This is a genomic window from Streptomyces sp. NPDC050528, assembly GCF_044457795.1.
Taxonomy (GTDB): domain Bacteria; phylum Actinomycetota; class Actinomycetes; order Streptomycetales; family Streptomycetaceae; genus Streptomyces.
Window position 1 is genome coordinate 142,132 of the sequence record NZ_JBITHH010000002.1, and the last position, 14,610, is coordinate 156,741.

The following is a 14,610-nucleotide window of genomic DNA, read 5'->3' on the forward strand; positions in this document are numbered from 1 at the left end:
TACGTAGGGCGCAGCCATGCCCGGCGACGCCTTTTTCACCCCAAATGTCCATCCGTAAGTCCAGAGTCCAACTCCCCTTACTTGCAGGAGCGATCCATGCGAACCCAGAGCCGACGACGGCCGCCGCGAGCCACGCTCGCCCTGGCCGCCGTAGGGACGCTGCTCGCCCCGCTGCTCTCCGGCTGCTGGGTCGGAGCGGGCGGCGCCGGATCAGGCGGCAACTCGATCAACGTCCTCATGGTCAACAACCCCCAGATGACCGAACTCCAGAAGCTGGCCCCGCACTTCACGAAGGAGACCGGCATCAAGGTCAACTTCACGGTGCTGCCCGAGAACGACGTCCGCGACAAGATCAGCCAGGACTTCGCCAACCAGGCCGGCCAGTACGACGTGGCGACCCTCTCGAACTACGAGATCCCGATCTACGCCCGCAACGGCTGGCTGCACGAGATGGACTCGTACGTCGCGAAGGACCCGGCCTACGACGAGCAGGACATCCTCAAGCCGATGCGGGAGTCGCTGACGGCCGACGACGGCAAGCTCTACGGGCAGCCGTTCTACGGCGAGTCGTCCTTCCTGATGTACCGCAAGGACGTGCTCGCCGAGAAGAACATCACGATGCCCGCGCACCCGACCTGGACCCAGGTGGCCGACATAGCCGCCAAGGTCGACGGCGCGAAGCCGGGCATGAAGGGCATCTGCCTGCGCGGGCTGCCCGGTTGGGGCGAGTTGATGGCGCCGCTGACCACCGTCGTGAACACCTTCGGCGGGACCTGGTTCACCAAGGACTGGAAGGCGCAGCTCGACTCCCCCGCGTTCGAGCAGGCGACGAAGTTCTATGTCGACCTGGTCCGCAAGCACGGCGAGTCCGGCGCGGCCCAGTCCGGCTTCGCCGAGTGCCTGAACAACATCACGCAGAGCAAGGTCGCCATGTGGTACGACGCCACGTCGGCGGCGGGCTCGCTGGAGGCCAAGGGCTCCCCGGTGAAGGGCAAGATCGGGTACGTCCCCGCGCCGGTCGAGAAGACCGACTCCTCCGGCTGGCTCTACACGTGGGCCTGGGGCATCCAGAAGGCGTCCCACAACTCCGACAAGGCCTGGAAGTTCGTGTCCTGGGCGTCGAGCAAGCAGTACGAGCAGCTGGTCGGCGACACGGACGGCTGGTCGAACGTGCCGGCCGGGAAGCGCGCCTCGACATACACGAACCCGGACTACGTCAAGGAGGCCGCCGCCTTCCAGGAGATGACGAAGGCGGCCATCGAGGGCGCCAAGCCGAACGACCCCGGTGTGCAGCCGCGGCCCGCGCCCGGCATCCAGTTCGTCGACATCCCCGAGTTCACCGACCTCGGCACGAAGGTCTCCCAGGAGATCAGTTCGGCCATCGCCGGACGGCAGTCCGTCGACTCGGCCCTGAAGAAGTCCCAGAAACTCGCCGAGCAGATCTCCAAGGAGTACGAGGGACGATGACCGCCACGACAACGGCCCCTCTGGCCACCAGCCCGACCCGTACCGCGCGGCAGCCCTCGGACCGACTGCGCGCCTGGGCCACCCGTGCCCCGCTGCTCCCCGCCCTGGTCTTCATGATCGTCGTGACCCAACTCCCGTTCGTGGCCACGCTGGTGATCTCCTTCTTCGACTGGAACGCGCTCTACCCGAAGGCCCGGCACTTCACCGGTCTCGACAACTACCACCAGGTCCTGACGGACGCCGACCTGCGCCACTCGGTGTGGACGACGATCCTGCTCACCGTTGCGGTGGTGCTGGCCAGCCTGGTCTTCGGCCTGCTGCTCGCGCTGCTCCTGGACCGGAAGTTCCGTGGCCGGGGCTTCGTCCGCACCCTGCTGATCGCCCCGTTCCTGGTGGTGCCGGTGGCCGCGGCCCTGCTCTGGAAGCACGTGCTCTACAACCCTGAATACGGCCTGCTCAACGGGCTGTTGCACTACGTGGGCGGCCCGCAGCCGGACTGGATCTCCAACACCCCGCTGCTCGCCGTAGAGGCGTCGCTCGTGTGGCAGTGGACGCCGTTCATGATGCTGATCCTGCTGGCCGGGCTGCAGAGCCGCGACCACCAGCAGATCGAGGCCGCGAAGGTGGACGGCGCCAGCGACTGGCAGGTCTTCCGCTATCTGACGCTGCCGCACCTGCGCCGCTATCTCGAACTCGGCGCCCTGCTGGGCTCGATCTACATCGTCCAGAACTTCGACGCGGTCTTCACCATCACGTCCGGCGGCCTGGGCACCGCCAACCTGCCCTACACCGTCTACCAGAGCTTCTACCAGGCGCACGAGAACGGCCTCGCCTCGGCGGCCGGTGTCCTGGTCGTCATCGGCTCGATCATCATCGCGACCTTCGCCCTGCGGGTCGTGTCGTCCCTGTTCCGTGAGGAGGCGTCCCGCGCATGAGCAGTGTCGCCGTACGCGCGCGTGCCCGCCGCAAAGGCGCCGGCCTCGGCCTGGTGGCCTGGGTGCTCGGCATCGTGTTCTTCCTGCCCATCGCCTGGATGGCGCTGACGTCCTTCCACTCGGAGTCGGACGCGGCGACCAACCCGCCGTCCTTCGGGGCCGCCCTCACCCTGGACGGCTACCGGGACTTCTTCGGCACCGGGGGCGGCGCGAGCCCCTGGCCGGCGCTGGTCAACTCCCTTGTGGCGTCGCTCGCTTCGACGCTCTTCGTGCTGCTGTTGGCGTTCCCGGCGGCCTACGCGCTGTCGATCCGCCCGGTGAAGAAGTGGACCAACGTCCTGTTCTTCTTCCTGTCCACGAAGATGCTCCCGGTGGTGGCGGGCCTGCTGCCGATCTACCTGTTCGCGAAGAACGCCGGGATGCTGGACAACATCTGGCTCCTGGTCATCCTCTACACCTCGATGAACCTGCCGATCGCGGTGTGGATGATGCAGTCCTTCCTCGCCGAGGTCCCGGTCGCCGTCATCGAGGCGGCGCAGATCGACGGCGCCCGGCTGCCGACCATCCTCGCGCGCGTGGTCGCTCCGATCTCCCTCCCGGGTATTGCCGCGACAGCTCTGATCTGCTTCATCTTCAGCTGGAACGAGCTGCTGTTCGCCCGGGTCCTCACGGGTGTGGTCGCGGAGACCGCCCCCGTGTTCCTGACCGGCTTCATCACCAGCCAGGGCCTGTTCCTGGCGAAGGTGTGCGCCGCGTCGCTCGTCATCTCCCTGCCGGTGCTCGCCGCGGGGTTCGCCGCCCAGGACAAGCTGGTCCAGGGCCTCTCCTTGGGAGCCGTGAAATGAAGGCCGCCGTCATCGAGTCCGTGGGCCGCGCCGTCGTCACCGAGGTCCCGGACCCGACGCCGGGTCCCCGCGAGGTCGTCGTCGAGGTCGCCGCCTGCGGACTGTGCGGCACCGATCTGCACATCCTCCAGGGCGAGTTCGCGCCCAAGCTGCCGATCGTGCCGGGCCACGAGTTCGCCGGCGAGATCGTCGCGGTCGGCACCCAGGTCACCGAGGTCTCGGTCGGCGACCAGGTGGCCGTGGACCCGTCCCTGTACTGCTATGAGTGCCGGCAGTGCCGCAACGGACACAACAACCTCTGCGAACGCTGGGCCGCGATCGGCGTCACCACGGCGGGCGGCGCGGCCCAATACGCGGTGGCCCCGGTGGCGAACTGCGTCAAGCTCCCCGAGCACGTCCGCACCCAGGACGCGGCCCTCGTGGAACCGCTGTCGTGCGCGGTGCGCGGCTACGACGTCCTCAAGTCCCGCCTCGGCGCGCATGTGTTGATCTACGGCTCCGGGACCATGGGACTGATGATGCTGGAGCTGGCCAAGCGCACCGGCGCGGCGAGTGTCGACATCGTGGACCTGAACCCCGCCCGCCTGGAGACCGCCCGCACGCTCGGAGTCTCCGGCTCGGCGGCGAACGCGGACGAGCTGGACAAGCCGCAGGGCTGGGACCTCGTGGTCGACGCGACCGGCAACGCGGCGGCGATCCAGGACGGCCTGGGCCGGGTGGCGAAGGCGGGCACGTTCCTGCAGTTCGGGGTGGCCGACTACGCGACCCGGGTGTCGATCGACCCGTACCGCATCTACAACCAGGAGATCACCATCACCGGCTCCATGGCGGTGCTGCACAGCTTCGAGCGGGCGGCGGAGCTGTTCGCGAACGGGGTCCTCGACCCGGAGATCTTCATCAGCGACCGGATCGAGCTGGAGCGGTATCCGCAGGCGCTGGAGCAGTTCGCGGCGGGGGTGGGGCGGAAGATCGTCGTGATTCCCTGAGCCTGGTCCCCTGAGCCGAACGGGGGCGGTTCAACGGTAAGGGAACGGTAAAGCGGTGCCGTTCGTTCACGGGCCATGACAGCTATGACCCCAGGCTCGAACATCCCTCTTCCGGTCTCCCGGGTGGCCGTGGATGTCGCCGCCCCCGTGCGGCTCGACGTGTCGAGCCTGCTGCTCACCGGCGACGGCAAGGTCCGCTCGGACGACGACTTCATCTTCTACAACCAGCCGAACGGCCCGGGTGTGACGTACCGCTCCGGCGGCGGTACGTCCCCGGACGCGATCACCGTCGACACGGCCGCGGTGCCGCCCGGGATCGAGAAGATCGTCGTCACGGCGAGCCCCGACGCCGCCGGGCAGACCTTCCAGGGCATCGAGCCGACGGCGACGATCCGCAACGCGGAGGACGGCTCGGTTCTGGCCACCTTCACGCCCCCGCAGCTCGGCACCGAGACGGCACTCGTGGTCGTCGAGATCTACCTCCGCAACGGCGTCTGGAAGGCCCGCGCGGTCGGCCAGGGCTACGCGAACGGCCTGGCGGGCATCGCCACGGACTTCGGCGTCTCGGTGGAGGAACCGGCGGCGGCACCCGCGGCACCGGTCGCCCCGCCCGCTCCCACGGTGCAGACCCCGGTGGCACCCCCGGCGCCCGCCGCTCCCCCGGCCCCGCCCGCCGCACCCCCGCTCGGCGCCGGAAAGATCAACCTCGACAAGGGCCGCGTCAGCCTCCAGAAGAACCAGACCGTCTCCCTGGTCAAGGGCGGCCGCCCGCTCCTCTCCCAGGTCAAGATGGGCCTCGGCTGGGAGCCCGCGTACCGGGGCAAGGACATCGACCTGGATGCCTCGGTCATCGCCTACGGCCCGCAGCGCAACCACATCGACAGCTGCTACTTCGGCAAGCTCTCGATCCTGAACGGCGCGATCAAGCACTCCGGGGACAACCTCACGGGCGAGGGCGGCGGTGACGACGAGGTGATCGTCGTCGACCTCGGCCGCATCCCCCAGGAGGTCACCGGCCTGGTCTTCACGGTCAACTCCTTCTCCGGCCAGAAGTTCACCGAGGTCGCCAAGGCCTACTGCCGCCTCCTGGATGCCGCGACCGGCGAGGAACTGGTCCGCTTCGACCTCACCAACGCCGAGTCCCAGACCGGCGTGATGATGGCCAAGCTGGTCAAGCAGTTCTCCGGCGAGTGGGACATGACCGCGATGGGCGACTTCGTGAAGTCCCGCACGGTGCGGGGCATGGTGAAGCCGGCCGCCCAGGCACTGTAAGCACTTCTTCTACGACCGCTGCGGGCGCCCCTGAACAAGGGGCGCCCGGCGCTCGCTTCACTCCCCCTGGGCGGCTGCCGGCCGTAGCCCGTCCGTCAGCAGGGACAGATAGCGGCGGATGTACTTGCCCTGTCCGTTCGCCAGTTCCGAGGCCGTCGACACCCCGTGGGCCAGCCGTAGCACCTCGATCGGCTCGATGTCCTGACGCAGGGTGCCTTCCCGCTGCGCCGCCTCCACCAAGCGTTGCGCCGCGCCCTTCATATGCGTGCCGCAGGCCGTGAGCGCGAGATTGCTGCCATCCGCGACGGCCGAGCCCAACAGGGCCTTCATACCGCGCACTTGAATCGTGCCGACGCACACCTCGTACAGCCACTCGGCCAGTGCCTCGCCCGGGGGCAGTTCCTTCGCGAGCTCGTCGGCGCGGGTCCCGAGCGCCTCGATCCGGTCGACGTAGGCCGCCTCAAGCAGCGCCTGCCGGGTCGGGAAATGCCGGTACAGCGTCCCCGACCCGACCCCCGCGCGCTTCGCGATGTCGTCGAGCGACGCGTTCTCCCCGTGCTCGGCGAAGGACTCCGCCGCGACCTTCAGCAGCCGCTCGTAGTTGCGCCGGGCGTCCGCGCGCATGGGTCTGACCTGCGCCATCCAGATACTCCTTGCGAACCGGGGACCGTCTCCGTATCTTACCGAGTATTAAACGGAGACAGTCCCCGCTTATTTCCGCGGGCAGTCCGTGCTGCCCGCACGCCTTTCAACCGGGGACGCCAGACCGGGAGAACTCCATGTCCACCCCGTCCGCACCGTCCACCACCGCCGATCCTCTCTCCGCACCTCCCGGGCCCGCCAGGCTCGGCACCGTCCTCTTCGTCATCGTCACCGCCTATCTGATGGTCGGCGTCGACTCCACCGTCGTCAACGTCGCCCTGCCCGCCATCCAGAAGAACCTCGACTTCAGCCCCACCGGCCTGTCGTGGGTCCTCAACGCCTACACACTCGCCTTCGGCGGACTGCTCCTCCTGGGCAGCCGGATCGGAGACATCGTCGGCCGCCGCCGCACGCTCACGATCGGCGTCCTGCTCTTCGCCTCGTCCTCGCTCCTCGGCGGACTGGCCACCGACAGCACCTGGCTGCTCGCGGCCCGCGCGCTACAGGGCATGGGCGCCGCGCTGATCGCGCCCAACACCCTCGCCCTGCTCACCACCAACTTCCCCGAGGGGCCGCGCCGCCACCACGCGCTCGGCATCTACACCTCCATGGCCGGCATCGGAGGGTCGATAGGACTGGTCGTCGGGGGCATGCTGACCTCCTGGGCGTCCTGGCGCTGGGCCCTGCTGATCAACGTGCCGATCGGCATCGCGGTCGCTCTGGCCCTCCCCCGTTTCGTCGGCGAGACCCCGCGCCACGCGGGCAAGTTCGACGCGGCGGGCGCACTCACCGGCACCGCCGGCATGACCTCGCTGGTGTACGCGTTCATCCGGGTCTCGTCGGACGGATGGGGCGATACGCAGGCACAGTTGGGGTTCAGTTTCGCGGCGGCCCTGCTGGCGGGCTTCACCCTGGTCGAGTCCCGCGCCGCCCAACCCATCATGCCGCTGCGCCTGTTCGCGGACCGCAACCGCGCGGGAGGCTACGCGGGCGTTCTGCTGCTGCCGGCGGGCATGTTCGGCGCGTTCTACTTCCTCACCCTGATCAGCCAACGGGTCCTGGACTACAGCCCGTTGCGCACGGGCTTCGCCTTTCTGCCGATCACCCTGGCGATCTTCACGGTGGTCCGCTTCGTACCGCGCCTGCTGGCACGCTTCGGCGCCAAGCCGGTGCTGCTCACCGGCATGGCCCTGCTCGCCGCGTCGGCGGGCTGGCTCTCGCAACTCGGCCCCCACGACGGCTACTTGACTGGTCTGCTCGGCCCGCTCGTCCTGATGGGCGTGGGCGTCGGACTCAGCTTCATGCCGCTCAACGCGACGATCCTCGCGGGCATCGAACCCCGTGAAGCGGGCGCCGCGTCGGGTCTGCTCCAGACCCTCCAGTGGCTCGGCGGCACCCTCGGACTGTCCATCCTGGTCACGGTGTTCGGCACGGCGACCCGGCACGCGACCGGGTCACCGTCCGAGATCCTCGTCCACGGCTCGGCCCGCGCGTTCGGCGTCGGAGCCCTGATCGCCCTGACCGCACTGCTGGTGTCGGCGTTCGTGATCACCGGCAGGAAACCCGAACGGGCCGAGGGCGCCCGGGAGTCGGCCTAGAACAGCGCGCTGTACGCGTTCAGCGCGGGCTGTCCGCCGAGGTGGGCGTAGAGCACGGTGGAGTCGGCGGCGATCTCACCCCGGGCGACCAGGTCGATCATCCCGGCCATCGACTTGCCCTCGTACACGGGGTCGGTGACCATCCCCTCGGTGCGGGCGGCGAGGCGCATCGCCTCCAGGGTGGTCTCGTCCGGGATGCCGTAGATGCCGGCGTGGTAGCGGTCGTCGAGTTCGACGTCGTCGAGGGTCAACTCACGCTTGACGCCGATCAGTTGGGCGGTGCCCTGGGCGATGCGGGCCACCTGCTCGCGGGTCTCGGCGGGCTTCGCCGACGCGTCGATGCCGAGCACCCGGCGCTCGCGGCCGCCCGCCTCCTCGATCGCGCGGAACCCGGCGACCATGCCGGCCTGGGTGGAGCCGGTCACCGAGCACACCACCACGGTGTCGAAGAAGACGCCCAACTCCGCTTCCTGCTGGGCGACTTCGTGGGCCCAGTTGGCGAAGCCGAGGCCGCCGAGCGGGTGGTCGGAGGCGCCGGCCGGGATGGCGTACGGCTTGCCGCCGCTCTCCTCGACCTCGCGCAGCGCCTGCTCCCAGCTCTCCTTGAAGCCGATGCCGAACCCGGCCTTCACCAGGCGTACGTCCGCTCCGGCGAGGCGGCTGATCAGGATGTTGCCGACCTTGTCGTAGACGGAGTCGGGCCACTCGACCCAACTCTCCTGGATCAGCACGCACTTGAGCCCGGCGCGGGCGGCGCAGGCGGCGACCTGGCGGGTGTGGTTGGACTGCACGCCGCCGATCGAGACAAGGGTGTCGCAGCCCTTCGCGAGGGCGTCGGCGACGAGGTACTCCAGCTTGCGGGTCTTGTTCCCGCCGTACGCCACACCGGAGTTGCAGTCCTCGCGCTTGGCCCACATCGTGGCGCCGCCGAGGTGCGCGGTGAGGCGCTCCAGCGGGTGGACGGGCGAGGGGCCGAAGAGGAGGGGGTAACGGTCGTACGAGGACAGGGACATGAGACCTCCAGGGTCAGTCGGCGTCGGTCAGGTCCGCGAGGGTGTGCCAGATGTCGGCCGTGACGCGGACCGCACCGTCCGTGTCACCGTCCGCGCAGGCCTCGATCAGCCGCTCGTGCAGTCCGGCCGAGCGGCAGGAGCCGCCCTCGCCGAAGCGTCGTCGCTCCAGTCGGCGGATGAGCGGGGTGTAGCGGGCGACGGTGGCGGCGGCGGCGCGATTGCCGCTCGCCCGCACCAGGACGTCGTGGAGTTCGTCGTCGGCGCGCAGGGCCGCGTCCACGTCACCGGCGTGCACGGCGGCGGCGAACCGGTCGTTGGCCGCGCGCATGACGTCAACGTCCGTGTCGCGCAAGAGGGGTACGGCGACCCGGGTCACCAACTCGTGCATGGCCCCGACGACGGCGGCGGCGTCCCGCACCTCGGCGGCCACGACCGGCGTCACCCGGGTGTAGCTCTGCGGCTTGCTCTCCAGCAGCCCCTCCTCCACCAGCCGCGAGAACGCCTCGCGCACCGGCGCCCGCGACAGCCCGAGCCGCTCGGCGAGATCGGCGTCCCGCACCACCGCGCCGGGCTCGATGTCACCGGCCACGATGGCGTCGCGGATCGCTTCGTAGGCGCGGTCGCGGAGGAGGGTGCGCGGGACGGGCCGTAGGACGTTCATGAACTGAAATGTTAGATGTCAATCTCGGTTCGGACAAGGGTGTGCCCGCGTGGACATGGGTGTGGCCCGCACCCCCCGTGAAGGTGCGGGCCACGCCTTGCCTCTCAGGCCGCCCAGGGCCAGTCCGCGTCCCGGGCCGACTCCAGCAGCGGCACCATCCGGAAGGCCGCGTCCGAGAGGCCGCCGAAAGTGTGCCGGTTGGCCTGGCCGGACGGGCCGTGGCCCGCTCGGTACCCGGCGAGGTTCCAGGTGTAGACCGGGATGCCGGCCGGGACCTGCTCGGTCGGATCACCGTGCCGGCTGTACGCGTACTGCTCGTCGGTGACGATCAACACCCGGTCCTGGCCCCGGTAGTGCGAGCGGACCGCCGAGGTGGTGTCGGTGCCGCCCAGGTCGCCGAAGCGCTCCAGGACCTTGAGCACCGACTCGCCCGCGCCGAAGTCCAGCCGCTTGCTCGTCGTACCGAACTCGACGAGGTCCGCGTCCGCCGCCCGCAGCGCGAGCGCCGTGCCGAAGATCGCCGCCGCGTCGGCCCGGTTGAGCTCCGAACGGTCGGACAGCCGCGAGAAGAACATCGAGCCCGAGCGGTCCACGAGCACCAGCGTGCGGCCCGGCAGCGCGGGCACGTTGGCCAGCGAGTGGCCGAGCGCCTGCTCCAGCGGGTACGACCAGCGCAGCGAGGGCGCGTGCTGGTACGCGGCGAGGTAGCGGAAGGGGAACTGCCGCGAGCGCGCGACCTCCGCCGGGTCGCTGATCTTCGCCGCTACCCTGGCCGCGACCTCGTCGGAGACCCCGGCCTCGTCGAAGTTACGGAGATTCCGGACCAGCGCCATCGAACCCATGGACGGGATGACCGCCTCCCAGGCCGCCTTGTCCATCGGGCCCTGGAGCCACCCGGCCAGCGCCTCCCACGTCATCCCGGCCGCCGCGAGCCGCTCGGCACCGTCGGCCGCCGTGACGACCGCGCGCCGCTGCTCGACCGGCAGTGCCATCAACGCGCGGTGTGCGGTGAGGACTTGGTTCGACGCGGGCGGTACGGCGGTGTCCGGGTGGTGCCGCCGGTCCAGCGCGTACTGGAACAGCTCGCCCTGCCACGCCTTGTCCGGGTCCGGCGCCGCGTGCACGAGGTTCAGGATGTCGCCGAAGCGGTATCCCTTGGACGCGGTGTCGTACTTCAGCAGCGACTTGCCGCCGTAGAGACGGCGTACGGCGTCGGCGACACCGCGCTTGACGGGCTTCGGGATCGCGCGGCCGTAGCTCGCGGTCCAGTACGCGAGGAGCTCGCCGGGCTCGTCCGGGCGGCGGAGCACGGAGTCGACGACCTGTCGGTTCGAGGGGCCGTCGGTGGCGCCGGCGTCGAGGCGGGCCTTCACGTACTCGGCGGCGCCCACGACGGCGGCTGTACGGAGGTTGCCCTCGCCGCGCAGCCAGCCGAGGAGGCCGGCCGTCCAGGCCGGGTCGGTGACGGCGAGTTCGCGCACGAGGGTCGCGAAGCGGTCGTCGCGGTCGGCGCCGGACTCGTAAAAGGTCTGCTGGGAAACGAAGTTGGCGACGGCGAGCAGAAAGAGCTCGGAGCGCGCGTCGCGCTCACTGCCTCGGCCGCCCTGGTAGGTACGGAGCACTCGGCCCGTGGAGGTGACCCGCGAAGTGGGCTGGGTCTTCGCCGCCTTGGTGTTGAACCGCGCCATGGTGAATTCCCCCGAATTCCTTGGTGTTTCGGAGGGAGCGCGCAGCGAAAGGTGGGTGCCCGAGTTCAGAGGCGGCGACGGACTTTTCCAGGTGCTCTACCCAATTGAGCTACACCGACCCGAAGTCGATGACGGGACTCGAACCCGCAACCGCCCGATCCAATGAAGTAACCGTTGCCTGCGCACCGGGCACCCACCATGAGCTGCGCCTCCCGAGATCAAGAACGGCTGCGGCGTGGGATTCTTTGAGAGAGAAGTAGCCGCGGCCTTCGCACCGGGAGGTGCGTGCTGTTGTGATCTCAGAGTAGGAGGCACAGCTCTTGAGGGGCCAACCAATTAATTCCGTACGGGAGTTCAGCCGCGCTTCTGCCGCTTCCAGGGCCCGGTGATCGCGAGCATGATCCCCGGCGTCTGGATGTTCGCGTACAGGGTCTTGCCGTCGGGCGAGAAGGTCACGCCTGTGAACTCGCTGAACTCCGGCTTCTCTTCGGTGCCGATGTTGAGTTCGTTGCGGGCGATCGGGTACGTGCGGCCGCTGTCGGTCGCGCCGAACAGGTGCTGGACGCCCTCGCCGTCCTCGGCGATGACGAGGCCGCCGTAGGGAGAGACGGTGATGTTGTCGGGGCCGTCGAACGCGCCGTCCACGGACGGGTCCGGGTTGACGCCGATCAGGACCTTGAGGGTGAGGGTGCGGCGCTTGGGGTCGTAGAACCAGACGGCGCCGTCGTGCTGGACCGGGCTCTCCGTACGGGCGAACGAGGAGACGATGTACGTGCCGCCGTCACCCCACCACATGCCCTCCAGCTTGCGGGCGCGGGTGACCTCTCCGGCGGCGAACTGCTTGCGGACGGAGGTCGTCCTGGCGTCGCGGTCGGGGACGTCGACCCAGTCGACGCCGTACACCGTGCCGATCTTCGTGGCGCGGGAGAGGTCGTCGATGAACTTGCCGCCGGAGTCGAAGCACTTGAAGGCCTGGAGGACGCCCGCGTCGTCGGCGAGGGTGCGGAGCTTGCCGCGGCCGTGGTGGAAGTGCTCGGGCGGGGTCCAGCGGTAGAGGAGGCCGTTCGGGTTTGACGCGTCCTCGGTGAGGTAGAGGTGGCCGCGCTTGGGGTCGACGACCACCGCCTCGTGGGCGTAGCGGCCAAGTGCCTTGATCGGCTTGGGGTTTCGGTTGGCGCGGCGGTCGACCGGGTCTACCTCGAAGACGTAGCCGTGGTCCTTGGTGAAGCCGTTGGTGCCGGCCTTGTCCTCGGTCTCCTCGCAGGTGAGCCATGTGTCCCAAGGGGTGTTGCCGCCCGCGCAGTTGGTGGCGGTGCCGGCGATGCCGACCCACTCGGCGACGTGGTCGCGGCGGACCTCGACGACCGTGCAGCCACCGGCCGCGGCGGGGTCGTAGACCAGGCCCTCGGTGAGCGGGACCGGGTGGGGCCACTGGGCGCGGGGGCCGGCCAGCTCGTGGTTGTTGACGAGGAGGGTGGCGCCGCGCGGGCCGTCGAAGGTGGACGTGCCGTCGTGGTTCGAGGGGGTGAACTCGCCCGATTCCAGCTTGGTTTGGCCGCTGTAGGTGATGACGCGGTATTTGAAGCCGGCGGGCAGGGCGAGGAGGCCGTCCGGGTCGGCGATCAGCGGGCCGTAGCCGACGCCGGTGTGGCCGTGTCCGTGGCCGTAGTCGGCCGCCGACTCGGTGTCGGAGTCGGTGGCGGCGAGGGCGTTGGGCGCGGTGGCGAGGGCGCCGACGCTGCCCGCCAGCGCGACCCCGGCACCGGTCATCGCGGACTTGGCGGTGAAATCCCTGCGGGTGAGCGACATGCGTGTCTCCTGTGACGGTGGGTGTGCCGTGGAGGGTGGCGGACCTCGGTCGGCGCCACGCTTCCGCCCATGTCTGAACACGAGTTGAACACCGGTCGACTTCGGCGGGCCCTCTTCCATGAATCCGTAAGAGATCGCCCACGAAGCCGTATGCGCTCACCCATGGAACTCAAAAGTCCCGCCGGGTGGATCCGGTCAATTCCCTTGCTGGGAACGGGCCTTGAAAGCCGCCTTCCGCGCTTCCTTCGCGATCCGCTTGTCCGGGTGCAGGCGGCCCATCGCCTCCAGGACGTCCGCGGTCGCCGGGTGGTCGACGCGCCAGGCCGCCGCGAAGAATCCGTTGTGCTGCTGGGCCAGGCCCTCGACCAGGGCCTGGAGCTCCTCGGAGTTGCCCTCGGCGGCGAGCTGCGCGGCGACCGTGTCGACGGTCAGCCAGAACACCAGGTCCTCGGAGGGCGCGGGGACGTCGCTCGCGCCGCGTTCGCTCAGCCAGACCCGGGCGAGGCCGCCCAGTTCGGGGTCGTCGAGCACCGCGCGCACCGCGGGTTCGGCCTCGCCACCGACGAGGGAGAGCGCCTGCTGGCAGAGCAGCCGGCGCAGCGGCGCACCGGCGTCCCCGCCGCGGGCGGCGGCGAGCAACTCCCGTGCCGCGTCGAGGGGTTCACGCCCGGCCAGCCACTGCTCGATCTCGGCCTGTGCCGCCCGCTGCGGGAACCCGGACGTCCCGTCGAGCAGCGCGTCCGCGCCCTTGTCCGCGAGATCTCCTACGGCGGGGGCGGCGAAGCCGGCCTCCAGGAGGCGGGCGCGGAGGCCGTAGAGGCCGAGGGGGGTGAGGCGGACCATGCCGTAGCGGGTGACGTCGGTCTCGTCGACGGACGCGGCGGGTCCGTCCGCCGGCTCGTCGGGGTCGGCCATGAGGGCCTCGTCGACGGGCTGGTACTCGACGATGCCGACCGGTTCGAGGAGCCGGAACTGGTCGTCGAGGCGCATCATCGCGTCGGAGACCTGCTCCAGGACGTCGTTGGTGGGCTCGCCCATGTCGCTGGGGACGATCATCGAGGCGGCGAGCGCGGGCAGCGGGACGGGGCCGTCGCCGGGGCCGTCCTCGTTGACGGTCAGCAAATACAGATTCCCGAGGACGCCGTCGAGGAACTCGGCCTCCGCCTCGGGGTCCCAGTCGAGTGACGAGAAATCGACCTCGCCGCCGTCGTCCATGGCGTCGACAAGACCGTCCAGATCGGGCACGCTCGCGTCCGCGAGGAGGGTGTCGAGGGCGCCGAGCCAGACCGCGAGCACGTCGCCGGGCGAGCCGGAGGTGAGCAGCGCCAGCTCCTCGCCGGCCGTCACGGTGCCCTCTTCCTCGTCGACGACCTCGACGAGCCCGGTGTCCACGGCGACCCGCCAGGCCTCGCTGGCGTCGGCCGCGGCGTCGTCGCCGGTGAGTCCGAGGAGCTCGGCGGCGGCGGGCAGCTGCTCGTCGACGAGGCTGCCACCGGCGTCGATCCGGGTGTCGGGGCCGGCCCAGCGGGCGAGCCGGGCGGCCCGGGCGAGCAGGGGGGTGGACAGCGCGTCGCGCGCCAGCTCCGCTTCGGAGTGCAGCCGCACCGGCGGCAAGGGGGAGCTGTCTGACATCGGTGGGTTCTCCTAGGGCGCCTCGAAGGCCGTACGACGGCCGTACACGACACACGACTCAG

At 70.0% G+C, this 14,610-nt stretch carries 12 protein-coding genes; 6 read left to right on the forward strand and 6 right to left on the reverse strand.

The window, feature by feature from the left end:
- Positions 1 to 96 precede the first annotated feature (96 nt).
- The 5 genes from ACIBK4_RS07995 to ACIBK4_RS08015 all read left to right on the forward strand — a co-directional run bounded on the left by ACIBK4_RS07995 (position 97) and on the right by ACIBK4_RS08015 (position 5,505).
- Positions 97 to 1,467 (forward strand): sugar ABC transporter substrate-binding protein, encoded by a 1,371-nt coding sequence (locus tag ACIBK4_RS07995; protein ID WP_033283165.1) that lies wholly within the window; start codon positions 97 to 99, stop codon positions 1,465 to 1,467.
- Positions 1,464 to 2,402, forward strand: coding sequence for a sugar ABC transporter permease (locus tag ACIBK4_RS08000; protein ID WP_366432130.1), 939 nt, complete (start codon positions 1,464 to 1,466; stop codon positions 2,400 to 2,402). Before ACIBK4_RS07995 ends, ACIBK4_RS08000 begins: the two co-directional genes overlap by 4 nt.
- A complete protein-coding gene (locus ACIBK4_RS08005) occupies positions 2,399 to 3,247 on the forward strand; it encodes a carbohydrate ABC transporter permease (RefSeq protein WP_398993241.1) in 849 nt (282 codons plus the stop codon). The genes ACIBK4_RS08000 and ACIBK4_RS08005 overlap by 4 nt, the downstream gene beginning before the upstream one ends.
- A complete protein-coding gene (locus ACIBK4_RS08010; RefSeq protein WP_033283162.1) occupies positions 3,244 to 4,233 on the forward strand; it encodes a zinc-dependent alcohol dehydrogenase family protein in 990 nt (329 codons plus the stop codon). Before ACIBK4_RS08005 ends, ACIBK4_RS08010 begins: the two co-directional genes overlap by 4 nt.
- 84 nt (positions 4,234 to 4,317) lie before the next feature.
- Positions 4,318 to 5,505 carry a TerD family protein gene (locus tag ACIBK4_RS08015; protein WP_398993243.1) on the forward strand — a complete coding sequence of 396 codons (1,188 nt, stop codon included), beginning with the start codon at positions 4,318 to 4,320 and terminating at the stop codon, positions 5,503 to 5,505.
- A gap of 57 nt (positions 5,506 to 5,562) precedes the next feature.
- Here ACIBK4_RS08015 and ACIBK4_RS08020 read toward each other — a convergent pair whose 3' ends face one another.
- On the reverse strand, positions 5,563 to 6,147 hold the full coding sequence (locus tag ACIBK4_RS08020) for a TetR/AcrR family transcriptional regulator (RefSeq protein ID WP_398993245.1): 585 nt from the start codon (positions 6,145 to 6,147) through the stop codon (positions 5,563 to 5,565).
- A gap of 137 nt (positions 6,148 to 6,284) precedes the next feature.
- On the opposite strand from ACIBK4_RS08020, the gene ACIBK4_RS08025 reads away from it, so the two are divergent.
- Positions 6,285 to 7,745 carry an MFS transporter gene (locus ACIBK4_RS08025; protein WP_398993247.1) on the forward strand — a complete coding sequence of 487 codons (1,461 nt, stop codon included), beginning with the start codon at positions 6,285 to 6,287 and terminating at the stop codon, positions 7,743 to 7,745.
- Here ACIBK4_RS08025 and ACIBK4_RS08030 read toward each other — a convergent pair.
- The 5 genes from ACIBK4_RS08030 to ACIBK4_RS08050 form a co-directional block, all read right to left on the reverse strand.
- Positions 7,742 to 8,758: a 1-aminocyclopropane-1-carboxylate deaminase gene (locus ACIBK4_RS08030; protein WP_398993249.1), complete on the reverse strand. Its 1,017-nt coding sequence runs from the start codon at positions 8,756 to 8,758 to the stop codon at positions 7,742 to 7,744. The two genes, ACIBK4_RS08025 and ACIBK4_RS08030, sit on opposite strands and share 4 nt — an antisense overlap.
- Positions 8,759 to 8,771: 13 nt before the next feature.
- On the reverse strand, positions 8,772 to 9,419 hold the full coding sequence (locus tag ACIBK4_RS08035; protein WP_398993251.1) for a GntR family transcriptional regulator: 648 nt from the start codon (positions 9,417 to 9,419) through the stop codon (positions 8,772 to 8,774).
- Positions 9,420 to 9,523: 104 nt separating this feature from the next.
- Positions 9,524 to 11,107 (reverse strand): TROVE domain-containing protein, encoded by a 1,584-nt coding sequence (locus ACIBK4_RS08040; RefSeq protein WP_398993253.1) that lies wholly within the window; start codon positions 11,105 to 11,107, stop codon positions 9,524 to 9,526.
- 354 nt (positions 11,108 to 11,461) lie between these two features.
- Positions 11,462 to 12,916, reverse strand: coding sequence for an alkaline phosphatase PhoX (locus tag ACIBK4_RS08045; protein WP_398993255.1), 1,455 nt, complete (start codon positions 12,914 to 12,916; stop codon positions 11,462 to 11,464).
- A gap of 195 nt (positions 12,917 to 13,111) precedes the next feature.
- A complete protein-coding gene (locus ACIBK4_RS08050) occupies positions 13,112 to 14,548 on the reverse strand; it encodes a hypothetical protein (RefSeq protein WP_398993257.1) in 1,437 nt (478 codons plus the stop codon).
- Between the last annotated feature and the right edge of the window lie 62 nt (positions 14,549 to 14,610).

Excerpts from the sequence above, each read along its gene's own strand:
- ACIBK4_RS08000 (WP_366432130.1), top strand. The coding sequence starts at position 1,464 with ATGACCGCCACGACAACGGCCCCTCTGGCCACCAGCCCGACCCGTACC.
- ACIBK4_RS08005 (WP_398993241.1), top strand. The coding sequence starts at position 2,399 with ATGAGCAGTGTCGCCGTACGCGCGCGTGCCCGCCGCAAAGGCGCCGGC.
- ACIBK4_RS08015 (WP_398993243.1), top strand. The coding sequence starts at position 4,318 with ATGACCCCAGGCTCGAACATCCCTCTTCCGGTCTCCCGGGTGGCCGTG.
- ACIBK4_RS08045 (WP_398993255.1), bottom strand. The coding sequence starts at position 12,916 with ATGTCGCTCACCCGCAGGGATTTCACCGCCAAGTCCGCGATGACCGGT.
- ACIBK4_RS08040 (WP_398993253.1), bottom strand. The coding sequence starts at position 11,107 with ATGGCGCGGTTCAACACCAAGGCGGCGAAGACCCAGCCCACTTCGCGG.
- ACIBK4_RS08030 (WP_398993249.1), bottom strand. The coding sequence starts at position 8,758 with ATGTCCCTGTCCTCGTACGACCGTTACCCCCTCCTCTTCGGCCCCTCG.
- ACIBK4_RS08035 (WP_398993251.1), bottom strand. The coding sequence starts at position 9,419 with ATGAACGTCCTACGGCCCGTCCCGCGCACCCTCCTCCGCGACCGCGCC.
- ACIBK4_RS08010 (WP_033283162.1), top strand. The coding sequence starts at position 3,244 with ATGAAGGCCGCCGTCATCGAGTCCGTGGGCCGCGCCGTCGTCACCGAG.
- ACIBK4_RS08020 (WP_398993245.1), bottom strand. The coding sequence starts at position 6,147 with ATGGCGCAGGTCAGACCCATGCGCGCGGACGCCCGGCGCAACTACGAG.
- ACIBK4_RS07995 (WP_033283165.1), top strand. The coding sequence starts at position 97 with ATGCGAACCCAGAGCCGACGACGGCCGCCGCGAGCCACGCTCGCCCTG.
- ACIBK4_RS08025 (WP_398993247.1), top strand. The coding sequence starts at position 6,285 with ATGTCCACCCCGTCCGCACCGTCCACCACCGCCGATCCTCTCTCCGCA.
- ACIBK4_RS08050 (WP_398993257.1), bottom strand. The coding sequence starts at position 14,548 with ATGTCAGACAGCTCCCCCTTGCCGCCGGTGCGGCTGCACTCCGAAGCG.